Genomic DNA, 23,412 nt, shown 5'->3' with positions numbered 1-23,412 from the left:
CGGAAGCTAGGCAGGAGCCGGCGCCCATTCTTCCTCCGATCTGTAGGAAAAGTTTACGACGCGCTGCTGCCGACCCGAGCAAGCGGAAGCGCGGCGTGCCCGTGCCTGACACGCGATCTGACATACTGGCAGCAATGTTCGGATGGAGCAGTTCTAGGGGAAGGCCGGCACGCGGCTGTCGATAATGCCGCTGAGGCGAATCGCCAGCTCGACCGCGAAGCGCTGTTCGGGTGTGTCGAGGTTGATGCCGAACAATTCCTCCATGCGCGACAGACGGTAGCGCAAGGTGGTGACGTGCAGTCCGATGGCGTCGGCGCAGGCCTGGCTGCGGCAGCCTTCGCGCAGATACGCAAACAGCGTATCCAGATAGGGCGTGCCGTGCTCGCGATCATGCGCGATGAGCGCGCCGACGCTCTTGTCGACGAAGTTGCGCACGTCGGGCACGTCGGCGGCGGCGACCAGCATCGGCAGCGGACCAAAATCCTGGCCGGCGAAGACGCCGGTGCGCCCGAAGGAGCGGCCGATGCGGATCATACGGCGGCAGCGTTCCCAAGCGGTCGGGTAATCGGCCAGCGCGGCGCACGTCTCGGAAACCAGCACCGCCGGCTCGCGCTTGAAATAGCGGCCAAGCTCTGCGGCGATCTTGTTCGGCAGCTTACCCAGGCGCAGGCCATCCTGCGCCGCATCGTCCGCGACCAAACAGACGAGACCACCCTCGACGGCGATGACAGCGCCCCCCAGACCCGCCCGTTCCAGCAGCCGGACCAATGCATGGTGGGGATCTGCAAGACCGCCGCTGCCGTCCTTGGCCTCGTCGGCATAGTCGACGACGACCAGTCTATGCGGCGTCGTCAGGTTGACCCCCAAACGACGGGCGCGATTGACGATATCGGCCTCCTCGCGCCAGCGGCGCTCGACGACTTCCAGGAAGAGCTCGGTCAGCGATCTGGTCTCGAACCGGAAGCGGACGAAGCTGCGCATCATCTGTACGCTGAGCGCGAATTTGGCGCTGTCGAGCAGCATCTGGTCGAGCTGGCCGGACTGCTGCGGCGTCGGGAAAATCATCAGCGCGCCAACCACTTCGTCGTCGATGGTCAGCGGCTCGATGCGCACTGAAAGCTTCAGCCGGTGCTTGCCGTCGTCGATGAACAGCGTCTCTTTCTGGCGCGCCTCCGAGGCGCCGCGCGCGACCTTGACGATCTGCCGGTTGAGCGCGCCGCCGACGGCCTGTTGCCAGGCCGCGGCGTCGAAATGCGCTTCGCTCGGCGAGCGGCCGGCGACGACCAGATTGGCATGGAAATCGATGACCACGACCGGATTGGGCAGCAGCTCGCCGACCTTGTCGGCGAGCGCGGCCACCGATCCTTCCGACAGGGCCTGTTGCAGAAGCGAGGTGTGTGCAGCCAGGGCGCGCTGCAGGCGCTCGCCGGCCTGCTTTTCCTGGCGCAGGCGGTGCTGCTTCTCCACCGCGATCTCGCCCAGATGCACGATCATGCCGATGAAGGCGATATCCTCGGCGCTCACTTCGGTGATCTCCCGCGAGACCACGGTCAGCACCATCGGCCGGCCGGCCTCGTCGACGCAGTTCATCGGCATGACGAGCACGCTGCGGTAGTCGCGCTCGAACGCCTCGCGGCGATAGCCCGGAAACTCCTCAGATACCCGCGCGTCCCTGATATAGACAGGCTCGTTGCGGTTGAGCGCCACGATCGAGGGACTGGTCGCGAGTTCCCAGCGGTCCGGCAAGGTGCGCTGGATGAGCGTCGGGTCATGCCGCACGATGACATAGGCGTGGCCATGCGGCGCATCGATGCTCATGATCGAGCCTAGCGTCCATTTGGCATGGCGGCAGGCTGCCAGCACGAGATCGCGCAGCACCGACTGGAGATCGCCACCCGAATTGATGAGGCTGGCGGCGTCCCGCAACGAGAGAATTTGCGACTGGTGGTCCACGCCCGGTCTTCTGCCTCGCGAAGGGCCTACTTAAGCCGTCGCGGATGTACCAACGCTACACCGCTTCCAAGCGGGGTGCACGCAGATTCTTCCTACGAACCGGAGGAATACCTGGTCGACGGGGCTGACTAGGCTGGGCTTCCATCAACAGGGCTCGAAATCATGGAATTGCGAAAAGTCTGCACCTTCATCGAGGAAGTGCATATCGAAGGCGGCAAACCGGGCGCGAGGCCGATAACCTCGATCGTCGTCGCCGCCGTGCTGCGCAATCCATGGGCGGGGCGCGGCTTCGTCGAGAACCTGCGGCCCGAGATCGTGGCCATCGCGCCCCGGCTTGGCCACGAACTGACGCGGCGCCTGCTCGAGCTCACGCCCGCGGAGCGCATCGAGAGCTACGGCAAAGCCGCGGCCGTCGGCGTCGCCGGCGAGATCGAGCACGCCTCGGCCATGATCCACACGCTGCGCTTCGGCAATGTGTTTCGCGACGCCGTCGGCGGCACGACCTATCTCGAGTTCTGCAACACGCGCAACGCGCCGGGCGCGCTGCTGTCACTGCCGATGATGCACAAGAGCGAGAACGGCCGCCGCTCGCATTTCATCACTGCAAACTTTCAGATCGCTGATGGACCGGCCGCGGACGAGATCGTCGTGGCTATCGGCGCGGCGGACGGCGGACGGGTCCATCCGCGCATAGCGGACCGTTTCCAGGACATGAAGGAGATGGAGCAGGAAGCCGCGACGTAATGCTTTGCGCGACGTCCTTTGCGTTGTCGTCGATGACGTCCGCTTTCAAGAATACTCACAGCTGACCTCAACGGCCGACACGCGGCCCATGCGGTCATTCGCGGCTGTGTAACAAACTGCATAACACGCCACAAAAGGTAATAGTTCACTGCGATTGATGCTCGACCGCCGTGGACACGAAATCGAACGCTTGCGAGCGCGCCTTCGGCGCCAACACTGCCGCGCATCCGATTGTCAGCGATCCACGCCCAAAAACTCGGCTGCGCTGCTGATCTCAATGGGGCCCGAGAAAGTCGAGCTTCGCGAAGCCCTAAGCACCCCGAACGTTGCGGGTGCTTTAAGCCTTTCTTTCCTTTTCGACCGTTAGCTTGGCATGGAACATTGCAGGTATTCCGTCCATGTCAGTGCATGCATTCCCACTCAGCCGGGAGCTTCCCACCATTCGTATCGTGGCCGGCGCGATCGCTCGGCTCCCGAGCGACGAAGCGGCCCAGCTCTGGCGGGAAACTGCCTCGCATCTGCTTTCCGTCGCAATCGAACGCGGGCAGAACGCCAACGATGCGCGCGATGAAGTGCGTCGCTTCTTCGACGCCGTTCAGTCGGCTCTGCCCAGCGAGCCGTCGTTGTAGGCAATGCCGAGACTACCGAGTGGAATTCTAAGTGGGCTTATGCCGGCGGGGAACGTCCGATAACCAAGAAAGTCGGTGGGGTGTGCCGATCAAGCCGCTCGCTTGGCAGAGCGGCTGCAAACGTCCGCCTTACCAAGGTGACGGCGAAGCAGCCGCATGTTGCGATTGATGGCCTTGAAAAACACGTCGAAGATTGAGCCCAGAATGGGGACGCTACCGACAAGCGTATCGAGCAATACGTGCCCCAACATCCTGGCGACCAAGAAATTGCGGCACCGCAGCTTCGGGCACGCAACACGATATAGGCCGACACGATGCCAGTGGCTGCGTCTCCGAGTATGGGCACCAGCCCCACCAACGCATCCAGACCGAACAAATTAGTTCCGGGAATGTGCCAGCGTGAGTCGAGCAAGGCTGCCAAGAAATCCAATTCCGCAACGACGCTGGCTACCTTGCCGCCCTCGCGACTCTGGCGAGGTATCCTACCGGCAGACCCGTCGGGGTCTGCATACTCGGCTGACGTATGGCCGCCGTTCTAGACATCGTTTTGCCTGGTCGATCTAGCTTGCGTGCCGTTCGGAGGCACGTCGTCGAGCAGGGGAAAAGTTGGGCTCAGGTCGACGCGCCGATATCCCTGTCGGCACCTGGGTAAGCGCCGTGCTCTCGGGTTAGACCTTCTCCTCAAAACCATCCAGCTTCCGCCAGTCAAAGCTGACACCAATGCCTGGTTCGTCCGGGGCGACTGCGAGCCCATCCAGCAACCTAAGCGGGCGAGTGGTATACTGGTCGATGTCGAAACTGTGCGCCTCCACCCAACCAGCGTTTGGTTGGCCCGCGACCAAACTGACATGGAGTTCCTGCATGCCGTGGCTGCACACCGGAACTCCAGCCTTGCGGGAAAGCTCGGCCACCCGCGACCAACCTGTTATGCCGCCACAGTTCGAGGCGTCCGGTTGGATGTAGGACAGCTTCGACCATGCGAAGGCATGCTCGAACTCCTCGATGACATGCAAGTTCTCGCCCATGGCCAGCGGCACGCCCGTCGCCTCGGCAATGGCAGCGTAGCCCTGGTAATCGTCCGGGATGATAGGCTCCTCGAACCATAGCAGATCGTAAGGCGCGAATGCTTTCGCCGCCTCGATCGCCCGATGAATGTCGAGCGCATAATTGGCGTCCACCATGAAGGGGGTGTGCGGCCCGATGCGCTCGCGGATGGCCTTTACTCGGGCGACATCCTCTGCGAGGTCATCTTTGCCGACCTTGATCTTCACGGCTTTGAACCCGGCGGCGAGATAGGAGTCGATGCTCGCCTGCAACTGATCGAGGGAGAAGTTCAGGTCGATGCCACCGCGATATACCTTGGCTGTCTTGTTCGCGCCGCCGGCCATCTGCCAGAGTGGCCGGCCCATGCGCCGGCCCTGCAGGTCCCAGAGCGCTATGTCGAGGGCAGAAACTGCAAAGGACGCGATTCCGCCGCGCCCGACGTAATGGATGTGCCATAACATCCCATCATAGAGCGCCTCGATCTCCGTCGCGTCCCGTCCTTTCAGGAACGGCGCCAGGTCGTGCACGATCATGGCTCCGATCGCATGCCCCCCTTTGCCGCCAGTGTAGGTGTAGCCAGTTCCTTCACTGCCGTCGGCCAGCCTGAGGCTTGCTGTCACGAGCTCGAAATGCGTGTGGGCGCCATGCTTGGCGTCGGTCATCACTTCACGCAGCGGCACCCGAAAAAGCCGAACCTTCACGTCCGTGATCGCTGTATCGCCCATTGCGAGACTCTCGTCCCTTCACCTATTTTCGTCCTACCATAATTGCACTCTGGAGCGCGGACCGCAACCAGCCGAAGCCGATTTCGCCTATTTTGGTCCGATGATAATTCGCCGGACCTTGTGCTTTGGTCCGATCTGCGCATTAATGGTTGGGTGAAAAGTGGAGGACGGCTTGCTAAGCACACCACAACATCTCGGAACGCGGGCCACGAGCGGAGCTGCTCGCGCCGCAGACGCCATGGTGGCCGGAATCGAAGCGGATATCGCCTCCGGCAAGCTCGGCGACGGCAGCTTCCTGCCGGCTGAGCGCGAATTGATGGCCGAGTACGGCGTTGGCCGCGGCGTGGTGCGTGAAGCAGTCGCTCGCCTGGCAAGCCGCGGTCTTGTCGAAGCGCGTCCACGCTTTCGCCCGGTGGTGCGCCGGCCGGGGCTGGACGCGGCGCTCGGCGCTTTGGAAGGTGTTGTCGGCCACCTGCTAAACGATCAGGCAGGAGTAAAGAACCTCTACGACACCCGGGTCTTTCTTGAAGCCGCTCTTGCCCGCAACGCCGCCATCCACGCGCGCAAGGACGACGTGGCCACGCTCAGATCAGCGCTCGAGATGAATGAGGCGGCGATACCGGATTCGGAAAAATTCTATGCAACCGACGTGGGATTCCACGCCGTGCTCTACCAGATCACGCGCAATCCGGTGATGCCCGCCGTGCACAAGGCCTTCACTGCCTGGCTGTCACCGCATTGGATGCGCATGCCCCGGTCACCCGAGCGCAACCGGATCAATTTCCTGAGCCACCGCGAAATCTGTATGGCCATCATCGATCGAGACCCAGACGGCGCAGAGCGCGCACTGCTCAATCATCTTTCCGCGGCTTGGGAATATGTCCGTGGGACATTTGAAATGTCTTGAGGGCCGGCGGGAGGGCCGGTGAGAATGACCCAGACTTACGATCATATCGTGGTGGGCGGCGGAGCAGCGGGTTGCGTGGTCGCGGCGCGGTTGGTGAAAGCGGGACGGCGGGTCCTGCTTCTCGAAGCTGGGCATTCGCACCACCACCCGCTGCTCGATATGCCGCCGGGCATCTTCAAGATGATCAATGGCTCGAAGTTCATGCGCTATTACCGCACCGAGCCGCAGCAGCATCTGGAAGGCCGCCAACACGAAATCTCCCAGGGCAACGTGCTGGGCGGCGGCACCTCGGTCAATGCCCAAGTCTATATGCGCGGCCGCGCCTCGGACTACGACGAATGGGATGAGCTGCTGCGCGGCAACAATGCCGGCATCCGCTGGAATTGGCAGGCTGTGCTGCCCCACTTCACGGGCATGGAAGGCAACAACCGCCTCGGCGGCGACTTGCATGGCAGCGAAGGACCGTTGCTCGTCTCCGACCCCGGTCACATTGATGACGTTTCGCGGTGGTTCGTGCAGGCGGTGCAACGGCTCGGACTGCCCTACAATCATGACTTCAACGGGCCGTCGCAAAGCGGAGTGGGCTTCTATCAGTTCATGAACCGGCGCGGGAAGCGCAGCAGCGCCGCCTATGCCTTTATCGAGCCATTGGCGAAGGATCCAAGGCTGACGCTGAGGCTGAATTCTGCCGCGAGACGGTTGCTGATCCAAAGCGAGCGCGCAAAGGGTGTAATCTACACTGACCAATCAGGAACCGAACACCAGGCCTATGCGGATGGCGACGTGATCGTCTCGTCTGGCGCACTGGTGTCGCCGAAACTCCTGATGCTGTCAGGTATTGGCCCGGCTGACGAACTTGCCAAACATGACATTGCCTGCATCGCCGACCTTCCAGGCGTAGGCCAGAACCTGATCGACCATCCGGAAGTGCCGATCATTGCCACGACAAACGGGCCCTACGGCTACTTTAAGCAGGGCCAGGGTTGGCGGATGATCAAGAACGGCTTGCATTTCAAGCTGTTCGGCGCCGGGACGATCCTGTCCGCAGGGGTCGAGGCAGGAGCTTTTGTCAATCCTTCCGATCCGGATGGCGAACCGACGATCCAGGCGTTTTGCGTACCACATGTCTACCTGGACCGCGATATCCTCACCCTGGTGGAGAATACCTACGGCCTCACGGTGACGACGGTGGTTGTCAAGCCGAAGTCCCGTGGCTTTGTGAAGCTGCGTTCGGCAGATCCAGATGACATGCCGGTCGTCTCTCCGCACCTGCTCAAACACCAAGACGACATGAAGGAGATGATTGCCGGCCAGCGCTATTTCATGAAGGCATTCCACGCGAAGCCTCTGGCGGACCGCATCAAGGCTGTAGCCGTTCCCAGGGAAGACGACCTCAGCGACGAGGCGCTGGAAAAGCACTGCAAGCGTTTTGTCAAAACGAATTACCATCCCGCCGGCACGTGCCGTATGGGTCCGGACAGCGATCGAATGGCCGTCCTGGACGCGGCCCTGCGGGTGCGCGGGATAGAGAACTTGCGCGTTGCCGACATGTCAGCCTGTCCCAACATCAACGCCGGCAACACCGCTGCACCCGCCATGATGCTGGGCGATCGCTGCGCCGACTTCATTTTGGAACCGGGCGCAGTGACTCAATCGAGGGAGGCGCCTGCTAGCGAGCTGACCTGGCCCGCATAGGCGAGGAATATTCAACGTCGTCAAAACGCGACAACCAAGGAGGAAAGCATGATCATTACCCGTCGGAAATTGTTGGTAGGCTCCGCCGTCGGCGTGGCCGCTCTTACCCTCGCATCACGTGCCTTCGCCGCGCTGCCGCCGCTCGCCAAGAAAGACAAATACAAGGTTGGCTTCGCCCAGACCGAGAGCAACAATCCATGGCGGTTGGCTGAAACCAAAAGCATGCAGGACGAGGCTGCAAAGCTCGGCCATCAGCTCGTCTATACTGATGCCGCCGGATCCTCGGCCAAGCAGGCTTCCGACGTAAACTCCATGATCGCTCAGGGGGTCGATGCGATTTTCCTGCCTCCGCGCGAGGACAAGCCGCTGGTGCCAGTCATCCTGGCCGCGCGTGATGCCGGCATCCCGGTCTTCCTCATCGACCGCGATGTCGACCACACCATGGCCAAGCCTGGACAGGATTACGTCACCTTCATCGGTTCCGACTTCATCAATGAGGGTAACCGCATTGCCGAATGGGTGGTGAAGAACGCCAATGGAAAATCGAAGATCATCGAGCTGGAAGGCACCACCGGTTCCTCGCCAGCCAACGACCGCAAGAAGGGTTTTGACGACATCATCGCCAAGCACTCGGAGTTCAAGATTGTCGCCTCACAGTCGGGCGACTTCGCCCGCGACAAGGGCCGCCAGGTAGCCGAGACCTTGCTACAGGCGCATCCTGAAGCCGATATCATCTATGCCCATAATGACGAGATGGCACTCGGCGCCATCGCAGCTCTCGAGGCGGCCGGCAAGACGCCGGGAAAAGACGTGCTTATTGTCTCGATCGATGGCGAAAAGGACGGCGTGCAAGCAATCATCGACGGCAAGATCGGCGCCATCTGCGGCTGCAGCCCGCTTTTCGGACCGAAGGCTTTCGCCACGATGGCCGACTATGCAGCCGGGAAGCAAATCCCGCCTTTCATCAAGAACGACGACGACTTCTACGACGGCACCAACGCCAAGGATAAGATTGGTACGGCGTTCTGAGATCGTCTGGTTAAAACTGCCTCCCCGCCTCGGCGGGGAGGCTTTTCGGAGCTTTGCCAATGACGCGGCCGCCGGACGGGCCCTCCCCGCTGCTTCTCGACATGCGCGACATCCAAAAGCGCTTCGCCGGCATACCCGCGCTGGTGGACGCGTCGCTTTCCGTGCGCTCAGGCGAGGTCCATGCCCTGATAGGCCAGAATGGCGCGGGCAAATCGACGCTGATCAAGATCTTGACCGGGTACCACCGCAAGGATGCCGGGCAAGTGCTGTTCGAAGGCAAGCCTTTTGAGGTCCACTCGCCCCACCAGGCACAAGTCAACGGCATCAGCACGATCTATCAGGAGATCAATCTGGTCCCGCTGCGTTCGGTGACGGAGAACATTTGCCTGGGCCGGGAAAAGCGCCGCTACGGCCTGCTCGACTGGAATGCCATGCACGCGGAAGCCGAGCGCCTGCTGAGCCGCTTCTCCATTGGCATCGATGTTCGCCGTCCGCTGGGTGAATTGAACACCGCAACACAGCAGATGGTGGCGATCGCCCGGGCCATAGGGTTTTCCGCTCGCCTTGTCATTATGGACGAGCCGACCTCGTCCCTTGATGAACGCGAAGTGGGAGTGCTGTTCAGCGTCATCCGTCAGCTGAAGGCTGAAGGGGTATCGGTTATTTTTGTAAGCCACAAGCTCGATGAGCTGTATGAAGTCTGCGACCAGGTCACGATCATGCGCGACGGCCGCACTGTGCGCAGCGCCGCGATGGAAGAGATCGGCAAGCTGGAACTTGTCGCAGCTATGCTTGGCCGCGATGTCGCGGCTGTCGAGGGGCACGCCACAGCCTTCGGCGAGCGCGACCGCTCTAGGATCGGGGATATGATGTTTTCGGCCCGCGGGCTTAGAGCCGGGCAGGCCGTCCGCGATGTAAGCTTCGACCTCCGGCGCGGCGAGATCGCGGGCTTTGCCGGCCTACTGGGCGCAGGTCGTACAGAAGCCGCAAGGCTCGTGTTCGGAGCCGATCGCGCGAACGCCGGCGAGATGACGATGGAAGGCGCTGCCTACAATCCTGAGCGTCCCGCCGACGCTATCGTCGCCGGCATGGGCTTTTGCACCGAGGACCGGAAGAGCGAAGGCATCGTGCCGGAGATGACGGTGGCAGAAAATCTCACCCTTGCGTTGCTCCCGAAAATCAGCCGCAACGGCGTGCTGGACGAGTCGCGCCAGCGCGAAGTCGTCGAGCGGTTCATCCGCGAGCTCGGCATAAAATGTTCCGGGCCCAATCAGAAGGTGCGAGAGCTTTCGGGCGGGAATCAGCAGAAAGTGCTGCTTGCCCGTTGGCTGGCGATGAACCCGAAGCTGCTCATACTCGACGAGCCGACAAGGGGAATCGATGTGGGTGCCAAGGGCGAGATCCAGCGTCTGATCCGCGGACTTGCAGACCAGGGTCTCGGCGTGCTCATGATCTCGTCAGAGCTGGAGGAAGTGATCGAGGGTGCGGATCGCATATTCGTTCTGCGCGACGGTGTCAGCGTGACCGAGTTGGAGGCTGAAGCCGCCAACGAAGAAAAAGTGCTCACCGCAATGGCGCACGGGATAAGCGCTTCCTCGGAGGCCGCGACGTGACCGAGTTGCCGAGATCATACGCGGATCGGGATGCCGTCGCGCGCAGCTTCGATCTCTTCGGTTTTTTGTCGCGCTACGGGACCGTGATCGCGCTGGTTTTGCTGGTTGCGTTCAACCTCGCCTTCACGCGCAATTTCGCGACGATGCAGACGCTGAACGTCAACCTCACTCAGGTCTGCACGATCGTCATCGTAGCCGTCGGAATGACGCTCGTCATAGCCACAGGCGGCATCGATCTCTCCGTCGGATCTCTGATGGCTATTTCGGGTGCGCTGGCCCCGATGATATTCATGGGCAAGATCCTTCCGATCGGAAGCATCTACCTGAGCGTGGCTGCCGCGATGATCGTCTCGGTATCGGTGGCTGGGCTATTGGGACTCTTCAATGGCTGGTTGGTCGCCCGCTTCCGCATCCAGCCCATTGTCGCGACACTGGTTCTGTTCATCGCGGGCCGCGGCATCGCTCAGGTGATGACGAATGGGAACCTGCAGACCTTCCGCGTACCGGAATTTCAATGGATCGGCCTTGCCCGACCCTTGGACATCCCGGCGCAAGTCATCATCATGGCTGTCATTGTCGCGGCAGCTGCATGGGCGTTGAAAAAAACGCTGTTCGGGCGATGCATATTGGCAGTCGGCGGTAATGAAAGGGCTTCCGAACTCGCAGGTATTGCCGTCTCAAAGATCAAACTTGCGGTCTATGGCATAAGCGGCCTCTGCGCCGGGCTGGCCGGGCTTATCGTGATTGCAATCAACTCCTCCAGCGACGCGAATCTGGTTGGCCTTGGTATGGAGCTCGACGCCATCGCGGCGGTTGCCGTGGGCGGGACTCTGCTCAGTGGCGGCAAGGCCACCATCGTCGGTAGCCTGCTAGGCGCGCTTACCATTCAACTGGTGCGCTTCACCCTTCTGGCGAACGGGGTGCCTGACGCCGCTGCCCTGGTGGTCAAGGCGGGGATCATCGCCCTCGCCGTGTGGCTGCAGCAGCAGCATCGCGGGTAGCCTATGAATCGCGCCCGCCTGGTCCGCATCATTGGCACCTACGGCGTATTGATTGCGCTGGCTGCGCTGGTTCTGTTCGGGTTCCTGCGTTATGATCGGTTTCTCAGCTTCTACAATGTGATGACTCTCCTGCGCTACAATTCCATGTTCGCGCTGGTGGCGCTTGGCATGTGCTTCGTCATCATGACAGGGGGGATCGACCTATCCGTGGGCTCCGTCGCTGCCTTGGGCAGTGTAGCCTCGGCATTGGCGAGTCCTTACGGGATCGCGCCGGGTCTCGCGGCGGGAATAGGCGCTGGGCTGCTCGCCGGGCTCATCAATGCGATCCTTGTCACACGCGCCAATCTGATGCCGTTCATAGCCACTCTCGCTACGATGCAGGCCGCCAGTGGCTCAGCCCTTCTGCTTGCGGGCAACCAGACGGTATCGGTCTCCTATGAGTCGGGCTTCACCGCCATCGGCCAGGGCAACTTGTGGATGTTTCCGATCCCTGCGGCCATCGCGGTCGTGGCATATCTCATCGGTTCCCTAGTGTTGAACTATACCGGCACCGGACGCGCAGTGCTGGCAATCGGCGGCGGCGAGGATGCTTCGCGCCTGATGGGACTGCGTACCGATCGTGTGAAGTTTTTGGTCTATGTCGCGAGCGGAGGACTGGCGGGGCTCGCCGGCGTCATCCTTGCCTCGCAGTTCGGAGCGGGACAGCCCATTGAAGGCGTTGGTTGGGAATTGTTCGCCATCGCAGCCGTCGTGGTCGGCGGCACGCTGCTCACCGGCGGCTCGGGCTCGGTTGTGACCACGCTCGCCGGCGTGTTGCTCCTCGGCATCCTTTTCAATGTTCTGAACTTTGAGAATGGAATGGGATGGATCTCGCTTTCGGCCTACTGGCAATCAGTGATCCGAGGGCTGTTCCTGCTGGTGGTGGTCTTGCTTCAGGCCCGACTGACACGGCGACGCCTCGGCGCGCTCTGATCGTCTCGGCCATCCCAAGGGCTGGAGGAAGATGTCGGCCGCAAGGACATGCTCCTCGACATAGCGACCGAAGAGCTCAGCCACCTCGAGGTCGCTGGCTCGATCGGGCGGTCGAGGACACCCACTGCTACCGGACCCAACGCGTCTATAGCCGACAACGAGGCACGCAATCTCGCGCCGCTGCCCGGCGATGTCGAATTCGCGACCGTCTTCCGGTTGATCCCGTAGCGCTTGGCCAGGGTTCTCAGGCTCTCTTGACTATGTTGTATCGCTCGACGGACCGCCTCTGTCGTCGTGGCGCTCCCATGGAGAACCTGGCCCAAGTGCCTCCTTCGATTCGGAGGACAAGGATGCACCATCAAAGTCTGGGATCAAACACCTAGCTCGGCGGTGGCGCATAATGATGATGGTCCTCTCGAGCAGAGTTGAAACCAAACCATGAGGCTGCGAATTGCTCCGATCCCGACCTCGGCAAGCAGAGTAGATGAGCGATCGCGCCAAAGGTGCCATTCCGCAGGAGCCGATAGGAATACGAATGGTGGGATCGGCTTCTTGAATCGATTTCGGCGAACTGCTTCGTAACCTGTTCGCGAATAAAGATTATGTTAGTCGCTGAGGACGCGAGCAAATCTGTTATTGGCGTTCTCGTGGGCCAAGTCCCCCGTATCGTTCTGTGCGGCCTCTCCCAGCGAACCCGTTGTGGTCGGTTCATTGTCCGATGGAGTTCGAGGCCTGATCTCCGGCAGGACTGCGGTCAAATAAGTCCGTTCCGACCCGCAGGCACTCCATGTAGGTTCGGTAAGCAAAACTGCGATCACGCTTCCTGCCGGTCGTTTCCGTGAGAATGCCAACCTCCGTTAGCGTTTCGATCGCCCGCGTCGCCGTCGGCTTACTGGCATCAATCAATTCCATAGTGGAGGCCACCGTGACAATCGGATGCCGGGGCAGCTGCTCAAACAGTCTGATCGCCGAGACAAAAGCAGATTCTGTGTTCAACAATCGCGTCCGATCCGCGTTGACGAGGTTGAACAGCTCACGCGCCGACGCGACCGCTTCATCGGCAATCGTGGCGATCCCGTCGAGAAAGAAGTCGGTCCAGCCTTCCCAGTCCCCCTCCAGCCGGACGCGGTTGAGCCGACGATAATACTCTTCGCGATGACGCTTGAAGAACAGGCTGAGGTAGAGAAGCGGGGCTTTCAGAAGCGCCAATGCTCCAACAGCAACGCGATCAGCAGTCGTCCGATTCTGCCGTTGCCGTCGAGGTATGGATGGAGGGTTTCAAACTGCACATGCAGCAGACCCGTGCGCACAAGGGCCGGCAGCTTTTCATCGGCGTGTATGTATTTTTCGAACGCGCCAAGAAGTTCGGGGAGTTTGTCGGGCGGCGGTGGCACGTAAGCTGCATTCCCAGGCCGGCTTCCCCCAATCCAGTTCTGGCTGCGGCGAACCTCTCCAGGCTGTTTGTTCGAGCCGCGTACGCCACGCATCAGCCGCTTGTGAGCCTCGTTCAGGAGCCGCATTGAAAGAGGAAGGCCGCGCTTTGCTGCGAGTTGCCCGCGCGCATAGGCCAGAGCGTCGAGATAGTTCGTCACTTCCTCGATGTCTGCATTGGCAGCAGGATGCTCTTCGGCCTCGAAAGCAAGGAGGTCGATCAGCGATGCCTGGGTGCCCTCGATCTGGGATGAAAGCACCGCCTCCTTACGCACGAAGGCATAGATGAACCAATCGAGCGACGGCACCATCTCGCCTGCAAGGTCGAGCCGAACGAGCGCCTGCTCGGCTTCGCGGAGGCGATGTTCGAGCTTGTCTCGATGACCAGCGCCGGGCGCATGGGTGGCAGATCGAAGGGGACGAAGGCATTGACCTTCTCCCCACCGACAATCACGCTCTCATATCGACCTGTCTTACGCATTGGCATCACTGACCCTCGTGAGGCGATGATCCTCAGACGGAAGGCACGACAATGTTCCCTGCCTCCTTCACTAGGAACGGACACGTTACTATCCGAGACCGGTAGTCAAGGTTTCGTTCTTAGTAGGAGTCACTGAAAACGATTCCTTCCAGAGGGACGTCCCCGCGGTGGCATAGATGGCGTTCATGTCGGGATTGCCGGTGATCAGATTTTCAGCAGCGGCAAGCGCAGTGTCTTGCACATTCTGGCTATCGACCACAGCTACGGTTTCAATGCCGTCCTTAGCGTTGATGGCGTCCTCGAAGCCTTTCTGGCGCTCCGTTCTGGATGTAGGAGTTGAGGGCGCCGACAATGCCGATTCTGGCCTTGCCTTCCCGTATTTGGCCTTAACATAGTCGAGGAAATGCGCACCCATGTCGGCACCGCCTTGGCGTTGTCCACGCCGATCTGCGCATTCTGCGGCGCCTTAGTAGGATAGCGTCGATCGCCACCACGGGATCTTGGCGTCTGCCACCTGATTGACCGCCGCCGTGACGCCGTTGACGTCGATGGCCACGACGATCAGGCCGTTCACCTTCATGGCGCAAGTCCGCATGATCTTGCACGCCGTCTCGCCGATCGTGGCGAGGAAGGTGTGCCGGCACTGCCTCTCCAGCGGTCGCCGCGAAGGTGGCTACTGGCTGGTGGGGCGACGTAGGCAACACGCCGGGCCGCTCGATCTATGTCCGGCTCAAAGACATGCCCAAGGGTCCGGCCGGCAAATCGACCGACGCACCGACCGGCGAACATGGCGATCTCCTCGACGTCATCCGCGAAAGCTGCGGCCTGGTAGACTTCAAGGAAGTCACTGAGGAGGCCCGGACCTTCCTCAGCGTGCCGCCCCCGGAGCGTGAACCCCCTGATCACCAGCGGCAGAGCCCGGCGCCGCACGGTTCCCCCGAAGCGGCTCGTCGCGTGGTTCGCATGTCGCAGCCGATCTACGGCACACTCGTACAGGCGCATTTACGGGAAGGCGGCATTACGGATTTACGCGGAACCGGAAGCCTGCATTTCCACCCCGCTGCTACTATCGCCCGGACGAGCACTCGCCAACCGAGACCTGGCCGGCGTTGATCGCAGCGGTCACCGACCTCAACGGGAGGATCAGTGGAGCGCATCGCACCTGGCTCGACCCCGCGGCGCCGTGTCAAGGCGCCTCTCGACACACCGCGACGAGCAATGGACGATCTTCTCGGCAACGCGGTTCGCTTTGGCATCGGCCGCGAAGTAACGGCAGCCCGCCAGGGCATCGAGACGGTGCTCTCCGCTCGACAGGTTAGCCGGACATGCCGATGCTGGCGGCGCTCTAGGCAGCCCATCTCGCCGCCAGCGTGGCCTGGGAGATAAGATCGACAAGGTCGACGGCACGCGGATCTTCCGCAAGAACTATCTCTTCCTCAAATTCGTGGCGACCAACCCCCGAAGCGTCGCTCAACGAACGCATTCAAGCCGAGCAGGAGATGGCCCCTTTGCGAGAGCAAGGTTGAATATTGGGAGAAGCACCCCCGCTTCGTACTTTCCGCCGCCGTCGAGCAAATTCAGAAATTGAAGGCGCATTCGGCGTTGATTTTGGCGAGCATAAATACCCGACGATGAAGCCCAAGGGGCTGCGCCGCCCAAGAAGAAACCCTTCGTCGAATACAGGAAGACGAAATGGCGGGCCGAGTTCACTCGCCTTTCGACGCGGCATAGGCCGACCAGCCGTCGGGCGTGTCGGCGATGTAGCGGGTGAACTCCGTTTCGAGCGCGGCGACGGCCTCGTCCTTGCTCTCCGCGCGGCCTCTACCGCCACCATGGCCGCGCCAGCGCCTGTCATAGGTCGAGCACGACCAGAACCACTTGCCCGCACTCGGTCCGTGCCTTTCACCAAGGAGCCGGCCGACGGAATCGGACCCAAAGAAAGTCGGCGAGAAGTCATACGGCTAGGTATTGCCGCCCATCACGGTCCGAGAGCCAGAAGCGCGCGCCGCGATCGCGCACGAAGCGCGCCATCTCGACAATGCTGATGAACCGGCCGAGCACGTCATCACCCTCGAACACCTCACAGGCGCCGTCGACCTCGCGGGCTTTCAGGCGATCGGCCGGCCATAGTCCTCGTGAACCCCTTGCGCCGTGAGGCTCAGCTTCGACTCGCCCGTGGCGATCGTGGCCACAGTTGAGCGGCTGTCATTCGACAGACCGCCGAAGCGCGCCGAGAATCAAAACGCAGGAGGCCATGTCGGGCGACTAATCGGAACAGTTTAGCGCCCGAGCGGCAACTTGGAAACTGACAGCAGCTCAGTCTCGTCCCTGATCCCTGCCAAGTAATTTGCCAAAAGGCGAGATGCCAGGGCTTCGCGCCGCTCCAAGGATTGGCGTTCGTCCTTCAATTTGTCGAACACGCGACCGAGCAGCGCAACCTCTGAAGAACTAAAGATGCCCGCCTCTTTGGCTCTTTGATAAATCGGCACGTGAGGTCCCTCCCTAAACCGGCTGATCCCTCAAAACGCCCATCAAATTGAGCGGCGCTATTGTTGGTTGTCAAGAAAAGAAAAGCCCGCCGGCGTGAGCCGACGGACAATCTTCCCTGAAACTGCCTGTGCGCCCCTTTCCCGGATGGTCCGCCCGACCGAGGAACCCGCACAAGGAACGTCATAGAGCCGGACGACTGTGACCGCTGTAGTGGATTCATAATTTCTATGTTGCGACGCGCCCTGGCCCCTCCTTTTCTCCGATCGAGGATTAAGCCAAGACCTGCGAAATCATAGCTGCATGAGTTCATCGATAACAATTACGCTCTATGGTGATCGACCGTAGGAATCGTTTGAAACGGGTCAGCCGGAAGGTGGGTGGCGATGCTGGTGAGTGAAGGCGATCGACGGACCCTCGGGATCGACATCCGCTTGGCATCCCTGCTGGCGGCGATAGCCGGATCCCTCAACGCCGCTGGTTTCCAGGCAACGGGCTTTTTCACCGCCAACATGACAGGCAACGTTTCATCGCTGTCCGACCACCTCGGGTTGGCACAATTTGGCACGGCGGCTTTCTTCGGCGCCTTGGTCGGCGCCTTCGTTACAGGGGCGTTCATCTCGGGCTTGCTGATCGAGGCCGGCCGCAAGCGAGGAGTCCGCGCTATCTACGCCTACAGCATCACTTTTGAGGCGGCGCTCCTCGTTGTTCTCGGGCTTGCCGATATTGCCCTGACCGGCCCGCAAAGCGGCTGGGCATTGGTTCTCGGACTGAGCTTCATCATGGGGCTCCAAAATGCGGCGACCACACTGATATCGAACGCCAGGGTGAGGACAACGCATGTATCAGGGATGGCAACCGACATCGGGCTCGGACTTGCAGCCCTGCTCAGTTCGTCGTCAAAAATCCCGAACGCAATGGAACGTCTGCGTCTCCACACCGGCACGATTTTTTGCTTCCTGTTTGGCGGCGTCGTAGGAGCGGTCCTGTACAATTTGATAGGTGGCTATTTGCTGTTCTGCTGCGCTGCGGTGCTATTGGCCGTCTCGCTTCCCGAGGGGCGACGCGCCAAAGCGTTGCCATAGGGGCCCCCGATTGCCATTTCTTCGGGCTGGCGGTAAATGCGCGATTGGAGAAGGGGCACGTAGCTAGTGCGCCTAGTGCTGACGGCTCGCCGACTCCGAAATCCAGCATTGACGCGTGGCGCAGTTTCGCCTCACCCCTGAGAGTCTTCACCCGCGCCACGATGCCAGACCTCACCCATTCCAAATCGTCCGTGACCGCAGCCGGCACGCCAGTCGGTTGCTTCGCCCTTGCCTCCTCCACGCGCCGCCATAACCGTTCTTTGATGGAACGGTTTGCCGTGATGACGGCACCGCCGGCGTATTTGCCGTCACGCGCCACAAGCGCGACAGCCGGTTTACCGGGGTCGCGCCTTATGCCCAACCACTCGAAGTCGGCGACATCCCAACATTTCGTCTTTACCTAGGCTTCGGTCTTCCCGCTGCGATAAGGGCTGTTCTTCCGCTTCGAGACCATGCCCTCGAGTCCATCTTGTCGGCGGCGGCGTAGAACTCGGCACCGCCACCCTCGACGCGATGGCTATATTGGATGATGTCTGTAGCCGGCCTGACCAGCTCCCAGAGAATGTCCTTGCGCTGGACGGCCGGCAGCGACCGCAGCTCCCGGCCGTCCAGATGCAGGATGTCGAACGTGACGAACGCGAGCAGCTCGGTGTTCCATGCCATGCGGGAATGCATCTCATGGAAGTTGGGCCGACCGTCAGGATCCGGCGCGATCATCTCGCCGTCGATGATGAAGGATTTCGCCGGAAGCTTCTCGACCGCTCCGATGACGGGCCGGTAGCGCTTCGACCAGTGTGGCCGTTCCTTGAGAATGCGCGAGCACCAGCCCAATCGAGGATCAGCTGGGTGCGAAACCCGTCCTATTTGATCTCGTGAAACCGATCGTCGCTGATAGGCGGCTCGAGAACCTGAGCGGGTTCCATCGGATTGATGAATTTCAACCGCTCTCTGGCGCCATGCATACACGTTGTACTCCGAACGCGATTCAAGCCGCACCTGGCCGATCGGTTCCAAGCCAAATTTGTTTGTAATAACCGTTATTCGCGGTCTACCCCGCCAAGCTTCCTTCGCGGTGCTCCATCGCTTCGAAGATCACTTCGTAGACGCTGTCGACCTCCTCGTTGATCTCCGCAGCCGGGATGCCTTCTCGCTCGGCCGCCTTCATCAGGTCGCTCACCGCGACGGGATCATCAGTGATCGCGTTTGGGAGGTGCTCTGCCATCCATTTGTCGACGAAGTTGATGCCGCGTGTGCTCATTGAGCATGATCGCGCAGTCTCTACTATGTTCCCAAGCCAGCGGCTCGGGCCGGTTCGACTAAGGCTTGATCCGCAGCCTTTTCAAGTAGCCGCGACACATGCCACTCGTGAAGCTCTTGCATGCTTTCCAGAAGCGCAAGGAAATCGAGCGCCTGACTGATTGGCAATTCATCACGCTCCAGTTGAGATGCGCTGGCGCTGTTGCGCAAGGTGATGCCTGCCCAGCCGAACATGTCCTCGGACCATGCGGATATCGTCGGAAAGCGCCATTAGGGACAACGGCGGCGCGTTCAAGGCGTTCCGCGATCCGCCAAAGAGCGGGAACAAGGCGCCAATGGTGGTGCTACTCCCATTCAGACCGAACCTACATGGCAGAAGACAAGAAGCGCTAAGTTCGGCGACCGCGATCTGCGGACCTCATTAAGAAGTACGGCAAAATAACCGCGAACGCTTGAGCATGATTGCGCGGCGGTGACACCTAGCAACAGGTCAAAAGAGTGTCACGGCGAAATGCCCGTGTTAGTACTGTCAGAGCCCTGGGCCAGCCGGGCCGCCAGACTAACAAGGTGTCGCACCGGCGCCGGTTTGGGCAGGTACGGCACTCCCTGGAAGATCGGGCCTGAAAAGCCGGATCGTAGCCAGAATGAACGGTGAAAGGAACGCCCAGTTCCTTTAGGCGAGCAGCAGCCCTTCCTTCCGGCCCATCCAACAGCTTGATATCGAGAATGGCAACGCTTGGCGTGTTGCGCTCCAGCCACGCCTCGGCTGCGGTGTCACTGGCAGCACAGTTGACTTCGAACCCCGCTTCCTTCAGGTCCCCAGCAAGGTCGTTGGCGATCAGATACTCGTCTTCCAGAATGAGAGCCAACATAGCATCCACCTCATGCCTACTTCGATTTACTACCCCGCAATACAGCCGGTTCCCCATCCGTGAAGCTAGAAAGAGCCTGGCTGTGGGAGGGTCAGCCAGGCTCTTTGTCGGGGACCATCCACCCGACACGACGCGGTGAAGCGCTCGGGAAAGCGCGCGTCGCGCCCCCGAACATCGGCTTAGGCTCAATGTTCCGCTACGGAAGCGCCGCCCCTAGAATAGAACAGCCCACACGTACCTGGTGCCAATGGATAGAGGGCCTTTAAGCGAACTGAGGCCCGCGCCGCTGGTATAGCGGTCTGGGACGCCGTTGATGATCTCGTCTTGCGCTACTCCGGGCTCGACGTCGTCATGGCAGATGGGTCGACGGAGCGGATCGACGTGCTTTATCCCGCCATGGGATGCGAGGTCCGATCCGAGCTCGCGATGGACGTCGGCGCCGACTGCGATGACGACGGCTACATTACATTGGCTCGCACCCGCAAAGCTCGGTCGAGGGAGTTTACGCCATCGGCGACGTGGCCAAAGCTCTCAACCAGATGGCAGTGGATTTGGTCAGGCAGCTTTAGCTGCCGCTCACATCCACAACGCTGCTGGCAGAGCAGGCTCGCGGCGGTCACTCGACGAAACCTTGGGGCTAGTCGGTTGAAGCAACCGGCCTGGGAGTTGACTGGAGCTGGCGGCACTGAGGCGAAGATAAACGACCGAGCGTGCTATTCCGTTCAGGCCTTGAATCGCGACGAAGCTAAGCAGCCGCTGACGAACGGCGATGTGCTGACGACAAGGGCACCGTTCGCATGCAACCTGAATAGCCCTGCCCATGAGACCGGCCCAACGACCCACACAGATCCGTCGGAGCTGGTCCATTTTAAGCCCGTGCTGGCACCAAGAACCACTTGCATCATGGAGGCCGGGCTCATCCCCCTTTGAAAGACCACTATCGTTTCGGAGTTTCGGGTGAAGCTCGGTCCGACCCCTGCCGCTAGCCCTGACAGTAAGACAATGCTCGTCAAGGCAGCGCTCGCGCTCCCACTCGCCGTCCCGCTCCGGCTCGGCAAGACCCACGCGAGCAGCAAAGGTCCAAGACCAAAGACACCGACCCACCCGATGTCCCAGGCCAGCGGAGCATCGCTATTCATCTTGATCCGATGGAGCCCCAGCAGCCAGTGAAATACAGCGGCATCGACAACGTGCCACAGGCCAAACCCGACCAGCGACAGCCTCAGAATCTCACTTGTCGTGACGACGCGTGAGTTGGCTGCGCGTGCCGCTACCAGCAAAATGGTTGCCAATACTAGCAACAGGTACATCGCCAGATGGAACAGGCCGTCGCTCATGATCTGGAACCGCAAGTCGGCTTTGGGGGAAACGGCTGAAAGCAAGTGATGCCACTGCAAGATCTGGTGCAAAACGATGCCATCGAAAAATCCAGCCAGCGCGAAGCCGACCAGCAGCCATCCGCAAAGCGCCTTGCGATCCAGGCCACCAAGAGAACGGCCAACGCCCTCATGGAGCGACATCGGGTCCTCCCACATCGGTGCCGCCGATCGGCGCCTTCTCCGGCGGACCATGGAGGCCATGACGGGCCGCCAGCCAAAACACGACAATCAATCCCCCGGCGACCGCCGAAAGCACCAGTAGGGCTGCAAACATCTCCAGCATTTGCGTCGCTCCTGTCGCAACCGAACAGGCCGTTGGTTTGGTTGTTCCAGCGGCCGGAAAATTTACCGCCAATCGGCGGGGAACAATCCCCACATTGTCCGGTTCGGTGCGCCTGGCGCGTGCATAACTCGCTGCCAGTCATCCGGCTGAAAAGTGAGAGTTGCCGTGTCCCCCACCGAGACAAGTGCAGAACTGCAAGCTGGTATCCGCCACCCCACTGGAGCCGCGCGCTGGCTGTTCTCGACCAATCACAAAGACATCGGCACGATGTATCTGGTCTTTGCGATCATCGCGGGCATCGTCGGAATGGTTCTCTCGGTGGCGATGCGAATGGAGCTTCAGGAGCCCGGCATTCAGATTTTCCCGGGTCTGGCCGCATTCCTCTACGGCTATCAGGGCGATTCGGCGATCGATGGCGGCAAGCAGCTTTACAACGTGTTCACGACTGCCCATGCGCTGATCATGATCTTTTTCGCCGTGATGCCAGGGCTGATCGGGGGATTCGGAAATTGGATGATCCCGTTGATGATCGGAGCGCCCGATATGGCGTTCCCGCGGATGAACAACGTTTCGTTCTGGCTTCTCCCACCGGCCTTCATGCTGCTGCTGCTTTCCATGTTCATGCCTGGCGTGCCTGGGGGCTACGGCGCTGGAACCGGCTGGTTCCTTTACCCGACCTTGTCGACATCTGGACACCCGGGGCCGGCGGTGGATCTTATCATCCTGGCCTTACACATCGCTGGCGCGTCTTCGATCCTAGGCGCCATCAATTTCATCACCACGATCTTCAATATGCGGGCTCCCGGCATGACGCTTCACAAGATGCCCCTGTTCGCCTGGTCGGTTTTGATTACCGGCTTCCTGCTGCTATTGGCTCTACCTGTGCTGGCTGGCGCGCTGACGATGCTGCTGACCGATCGAAATTTCGGCACTGCCTTCTTCGTGCCGGATCAGGGCGGGGATCTGATCCTGTACCAGCATCTCTTCTGGTTCTTCGGGCACCCTGAAGTCTATATCATGATCCTTCCGGCCTTCGGCATCGTCAGCCAGGTGATTTCGACGTTTTCGCGAAAGCCGATCTTCGGGTATCTGGGGATGGTTTATGCAATCGTCGCCATAGGCGCGATCGGGTTTATCGTGTGGGCACACCATATGTACACGAGCGGGATCGGTCTCGATACCCAGCGTTACTTCACCTTCGCGACAATGGTTATCGCTGTTCCGACCGGTATCAAGGTCTTCTCTTGGATCGCCACCATGTGGGGTGGATCCATCCGCCTGCAAACGCCGATGCTTTGGGCTCTCGGCTTTATTTTTCTTTTCACCATTGGTGGCGTAACCGGCGTCCAGTTGGCCAATGCGGGGCTCGATCGCGAGCTGCACGACACCTACTTCGTGATAGCCCATTTCCATTACATCCTATCACTGGGCGCGCTCTTCGGTATCTTCGCAGGGTGGTACTACTGGTTCCCCAAAATGACCGGATATATGTACAATTCCGTTCTTGCCGGCGTACATTTCTGGACAACTTTCATTGGCGTCAACCTGGTGTTCTTCCCGCATCACTTCCTCGGCCTGGCCGGTATGCCAAGGCGCTACATCGATTATCCCGACGCGTTTGCCGGATGGAACATGGTGTCTTCTTACGGCTCGTACATGTCCGGCGTGAGCGTCCTCTTCTTCCTCGCTTGCGTGATAGAAGCTTTTTACCGGAGACGCCAAGTTGGCAGCAATCCGTGGGGTTCAGGAGCCACAACGCTGGAATGGATGCTGCCCTCGCCCCCGCCCTTTCATCAGTGGGATCGCCTGCCGGTCATCAAGTAGG

The 23,412-nt window shown here is 60.7% G+C and carries 23 protein-coding genes and 4 pseudogenes; 13 read left to right on the top strand and 14 right to left on the bottom strand.

Annotated features, from left to right (window positions below; genetic code table 11):
- Positions 1–153: 153 nt before the first annotated feature.
- Positions 154–1,953, bottom strand: coding sequence for a helix-turn-helix domain-containing protein (locus ACVMIM_RS09730; RefSeq protein WP_476111768.1), 1,800 nt, complete (start codon positions 1,951–1,953; stop codon positions 154–156).
- A 162-nt stretch (positions 1,954–2,115) separates the two neighbouring features.
- Between ACVMIM_RS09730 and ACVMIM_RS09725 the strand changes: the two genes are divergently transcribed.
- Positions 2,116–2,697 (top strand): amino acid synthesis family protein, encoded by a 582-nt coding sequence (locus ACVMIM_RS09725; protein ID WP_476111767.1) that lies wholly within the window; start codon positions 2,116–2,118, stop codon positions 2,695–2,697.
- Between the two features lie 398 nt (positions 2,698–3,095).
- Positions 3,096–3,326 (top strand): DUF6074 family protein, encoded by a 231-nt coding sequence (locus tag ACVMIM_RS09720; RefSeq protein ID WP_476111766.1) that lies wholly within the window; start codon positions 3,096–3,098, stop codon positions 3,324–3,326.
- An 89-nt stretch (positions 3,327–3,415) separates the two neighbouring features.
- Here the strand turns inward: ACVMIM_RS09720 and ACVMIM_RS09715 are convergent.
- Together ACVMIM_RS09715 and ACVMIM_RS09710 are read right to left on the bottom strand one after the other, a co-directional pair.
- Positions 3,416–3,747, bottom strand: a pseudogene (locus ACVMIM_RS09715) (DUF4112 domain-containing protein).
- Between the two features lie 247 nt (positions 3,748–3,994).
- A complete protein-coding gene (locus ACVMIM_RS09710) occupies positions 3,995–5,095 on the bottom strand; it encodes a mandelate racemase/muconate lactonizing enzyme family protein (RefSeq protein ID WP_476111765.1) in 1,101 nt (366 codons plus the stop codon).
- 238 nt (positions 5,096–5,333) lie between these two features.
- Here ACVMIM_RS09710 and ACVMIM_RS09705 point away from each other — a divergent pair, with 238 nt between their 5' ends.
- Genes ACVMIM_RS09705 through ACVMIM_RS09675 form a run of 7 tightly spaced genes read left to right on the top strand, consistent with a single transcriptional unit; the run spans position 5,334 to position 12,540 of the window.
- Positions 5,334–6,002 carry an FCD domain-containing protein gene (locus ACVMIM_RS09705; protein ID WP_082045176.1) on the top strand — a complete coding sequence of 223 codons (669 nt, stop codon included), beginning with the start codon at positions 5,334–5,336 and terminating at the stop codon, positions 6,000–6,002.
- A gap of 24 nt (positions 6,003–6,026) precedes the next feature.
- Positions 6,027–7,697, top strand: a complete 1,671-nt coding sequence (locus ACVMIM_RS09700; RefSeq protein ID WP_476111764.1) for a GMC family oxidoreductase — start codon at positions 6,027–6,029, stop codon at positions 7,695–7,697.
- 48 nt (positions 7,698–7,745) lie between these two features.
- The gene (locus ACVMIM_RS09695) at positions 7,746–8,726 is read left to right on the top strand and encodes an ABC transporter substrate-binding protein (RefSeq protein WP_476111763.1); all 981 of its coding nucleotides are present in this window, start codon (positions 7,746–7,748) and stop codon (positions 8,724–8,726) included.
- A gap of 59 nt (positions 8,727–8,785) precedes the next feature.
- Positions 8,786–10,339 carry a sugar ABC transporter ATP-binding protein gene (locus tag ACVMIM_RS09690; protein WP_476111762.1) on the top strand — a complete coding sequence of 518 codons (1,554 nt, stop codon included), beginning with the start codon at positions 8,786–8,788 and terminating at the stop codon, positions 10,337–10,339.
- 5 nt (positions 10,340–10,344) lie between these two features.
- Positions 10,345–11,340, top strand: a complete 996-nt coding sequence (locus tag ACVMIM_RS09685; protein WP_052458786.1) for an ABC transporter permease — start codon at positions 10,345–10,347, stop codon at positions 11,338–11,340.
- A gap of 3 nt (positions 11,341–11,343) precedes the next feature.
- Entirely contained in the window at positions 11,344–12,312 is a 969-nt protein-coding gene (locus tag ACVMIM_RS09680; RefSeq protein WP_476111761.1) for an ABC transporter permease, read from the top strand.
- 48 nt (positions 12,313–12,360) lie between these two features.
- On the top strand, positions 12,361–12,540 hold the full coding sequence (locus tag ACVMIM_RS09675; RefSeq protein WP_476117463.1) for a hypothetical protein: 180 nt from the start codon (positions 12,361–12,363) through the stop codon (positions 12,538–12,540).
- Here ACVMIM_RS09675 and ACVMIM_RS09670 read toward each other — a convergent pair.
- The 4 genes and pseudogenes from ACVMIM_RS09670 to ACVMIM_RS09655 form a co-directional block, all read right to left on the bottom strand.
- Positions 12,513–12,635 (bottom strand): annotated as a pseudogene (locus tag ACVMIM_RS09670) (IS481 family transposase); the annotation flags it as partial. The gene ACVMIM_RS09675 and the pseudogene ACVMIM_RS09670 overlap by 28 nt on opposite strands.
- 385 nt (positions 12,636–13,020) lie before the next feature.
- On the bottom strand, positions 13,021–13,521 hold the full coding sequence (locus tag ACVMIM_RS09665) for a Fic family protein (RefSeq protein WP_476111760.1): 501 nt from the start codon (positions 13,519–13,521) through the stop codon (positions 13,021–13,023).
- On the bottom strand, positions 13,509–14,054 hold the full coding sequence (locus tag ACVMIM_RS09660; RefSeq protein ID WP_476111759.1) for a Fic family protein: 546 nt from the start codon (positions 14,052–14,054) through the stop codon (positions 13,509–13,511). The genes ACVMIM_RS09665 and ACVMIM_RS09660 overlap by 13 nt, the downstream gene beginning before the upstream one ends.
- Before the next feature lie 321 nt (positions 14,055–14,375).
- Positions 14,376–14,801 (bottom strand): annotated as a pseudogene (locus ACVMIM_RS09655) (substrate-binding domain-containing protein); the annotation flags it as partial.
- A gap of 18 nt (positions 14,802–14,819) precedes the next feature.
- On the opposite strand from ACVMIM_RS09655, the pseudogene ACVMIM_RS09650 reads away from it, so the two are divergent.
- Both ACVMIM_RS09650 and ACVMIM_RS09645 read left to right on the top strand, forming a co-directional pair.
- Positions 14,820–15,570: pseudogene (locus ACVMIM_RS09650) on the top strand (DUF7146 domain-containing protein); the annotation flags it as partial.
- Positions 15,571–16,192: 622 nt separating this feature from the next.
- Positions 16,193–16,354 carry a hypothetical protein gene (locus ACVMIM_RS09645; protein ID WP_278049482.1) on the top strand — a complete coding sequence of 54 codons (162 nt, stop codon included), beginning with the start codon at positions 16,193–16,195 and terminating at the stop codon, positions 16,352–16,354.
- A gap of 149 nt (positions 16,355–16,503) precedes the next feature.
- On the opposite strand, the gene ACVMIM_RS09640 is transcribed toward ACVMIM_RS09645, so the two are convergent.
- Positions 16,504–16,713: a hypothetical protein gene (locus ACVMIM_RS09640; RefSeq protein ID WP_278049481.1), complete on the bottom strand. Its 210-nt coding sequence runs from the start codon at positions 16,711–16,713 to the stop codon at positions 16,504–16,506.
- 384 nt (positions 16,714–17,097) lie between these two features.
- On the opposite strand from ACVMIM_RS09640, the gene ACVMIM_RS09635 reads away from it, so the two are divergent.
- Positions 17,098–17,796, top strand: a complete 699-nt coding sequence (locus ACVMIM_RS09635; protein ID WP_476117160.1) for a YoaK family protein — start codon at positions 17,098–17,100, stop codon at positions 17,794–17,796.
- Positions 17,797–18,192: 396 nt separating this feature from the next.
- Here the strand turns inward: ACVMIM_RS09635 and ACVMIM_RS09630 are convergent, their stop codons facing one another.
- The 6 genes from ACVMIM_RS09630 to ACVMIM_RS09605 all read right to left on the bottom strand — a co-directional run bounded on the left by ACVMIM_RS09630 (position 18,193) and on the right by ACVMIM_RS09605 (position 21,587).
- The gene (locus tag ACVMIM_RS09630; RefSeq protein WP_476111758.1) at positions 18,193–18,810 is read right to left on the bottom strand and encodes an ATP-dependent DNA ligase; all 618 of its coding nucleotides are present in this window, start codon (positions 18,808–18,810) and stop codon (positions 18,193–18,195) included.
- Positions 18,811–18,844: 34 nt separating this feature from the next.
- Complete coding sequence (locus tag ACVMIM_RS09625; protein ID WP_476111757.1) at positions 18,845–19,054, bottom strand: hypothetical protein; 210 nt, start codon at positions 19,052–19,054, stop codon at positions 18,845–18,847.
- 23 nt (positions 19,055–19,077) lie between these two features.
- On the bottom strand, positions 19,078–19,287 hold the full coding sequence (locus ACVMIM_RS09620) for a hypothetical protein (RefSeq protein ID WP_476111756.1): 210 nt from the start codon (positions 19,285–19,287) through the stop codon (positions 19,078–19,080).
- A 245-nt stretch (positions 19,288–19,532) separates the two neighbouring features.
- A complete protein-coding gene (locus ACVMIM_RS09615; RefSeq protein ID WP_476111755.1) occupies positions 19,533–19,925 on the bottom strand; it encodes a response regulator in 393 nt (130 codons plus the stop codon).
- Between the two features lie 722 nt (positions 19,926–20,647).
- Positions 20,648–21,445, bottom strand: coding sequence for a DUF2243 domain-containing protein (locus ACVMIM_RS09610; protein ID WP_476111754.1), 798 nt, complete (start codon positions 21,443–21,445; stop codon positions 20,648–20,650).
- Complete coding sequence (locus ACVMIM_RS09605; RefSeq protein ID WP_476111753.1) at positions 21,432–21,587, bottom strand: hypothetical protein; 156 nt, start codon at positions 21,585–21,587, stop codon at positions 21,432–21,434. The genes ACVMIM_RS09610 and ACVMIM_RS09605 overlap by 14 nt, the downstream gene beginning before the upstream one ends.
- Before the next feature lie 165 nt (positions 21,588–21,752).
- Between ACVMIM_RS09605 and ctaD the strand changes: the two genes are divergently transcribed.
- Positions 21,753–23,411 (top strand): cytochrome c oxidase subunit I, encoded by a 1,659-nt coding sequence (gene ctaD, locus ACVMIM_RS09600; RefSeq protein ID WP_476111752.1) that lies wholly within the window; start codon positions 21,753–21,755, stop codon positions 23,409–23,411.
- Position 23,412 lies beyond the last annotated feature (1 nt).

This window comes from Mesorhizobium sp. USDA 4413 (assembly GCF_056280365.1).
Note: the sequence above shows the minus strand (reverse complement) of the source record. Positions and strands in the feature narration are given on the sequence as shown.

Bases quoted from the DNA above. Each gene is read 5' to 3' on its own strand.
- ACVMIM_RS09695 (WP_476111763.1), top strand. From the start codon at position 7,746: ATGATCATTACCCGTCGGAAATTGTTGGTAGGCTCCGCCGTCGGCGTG.
- ACVMIM_RS09605 (WP_476111753.1), bottom strand. From the start codon at position 21,587: ATGCTGGAGATGTTTGCAGCCCTACTGGTGCTTTCGGCGGTCGCCGGG.
- ACVMIM_RS09700 (WP_476111764.1), top strand. From the start codon at position 6,027: ATGACCCAGACTTACGATCATATCGTGGTGGGCGGCGGAGCAGCGGGT.
- ACVMIM_RS09615 (WP_476111755.1), bottom strand. From the start codon at position 19,925: ATGTTGGCTCTCATTCTGGAAGACGAGTATCTGATCGCCAACGACCTT.
- ACVMIM_RS09635 (WP_476117160.1), top strand. From the start codon at position 17,098: ATGCTGGTGAGTGAAGGCGATCGACGGACCCTCGGGATCGACATCCGC.
- ACVMIM_RS09660 (WP_476111759.1), bottom strand. From the start codon at position 14,054: ATGGTGCCGTCGCTCGATTGGTTCATCTATGCCTTCGTGCGTAAGGAG.
- ACVMIM_RS09610 (WP_476111754.1), bottom strand. From the start codon at position 21,445: ATGTCGCTCCATGAGGGCGTTGGCCGTTCTCTTGGTGGCCTGGATCGC.
- ACVMIM_RS09675 (WP_476117463.1), top strand. From the start codon at position 12,361: ATGCTCCTCGACATAGCGACCGAAGAGCTCAGCCACCTCGAGGTCGCT.
- ACVMIM_RS09710 (WP_476111765.1), bottom strand. From the start codon at position 5,095: ATGGGCGATACAGCGATCACGGACGTGAAGGTTCGGCTTTTTCGGGTG.
- ACVMIM_RS09625 (WP_476111757.1), bottom strand. From the start codon at position 19,054: ATGAGCACACGCGGCATCAACTTCGTCGACAAATGGATGGCAGAGCAC.
- ACVMIM_RS09725 (WP_476111767.1), top strand. From the start codon at position 2,116: ATGGAATTGCGAAAAGTCTGCACCTTCATCGAGGAAGTGCATATCGAA.
- ACVMIM_RS09680 (WP_476111761.1), top strand. From the start codon at position 11,344: ATGAATCGCGCCCGCCTGGTCCGCATCATTGGCACCTACGGCGTATTG.
- ACVMIM_RS09690 (WP_476111762.1), top strand. From the start codon at position 8,786: ATGACGCGGCCGCCGGACGGGCCCTCCCCGCTGCTTCTCGACATGCGC.
- ACVMIM_RS09620 (WP_476111756.1), bottom strand. From the start codon at position 19,287: ATGTTCGGCTGGGCAGGCATCACCTTGCGCAACAGCGCCAGCGCATCT.
- ACVMIM_RS09705 (WP_082045176.1), top strand. From the start codon at position 5,334: ATGGTGGCCGGAATCGAAGCGGATATCGCCTCCGGCAAGCTCGGCGAC.
- ACVMIM_RS09720 (WP_476111766.1), top strand. From the start codon at position 3,096: ATGTCAGTGCATGCATTCCCACTCAGCCGGGAGCTTCCCACCATTCGT.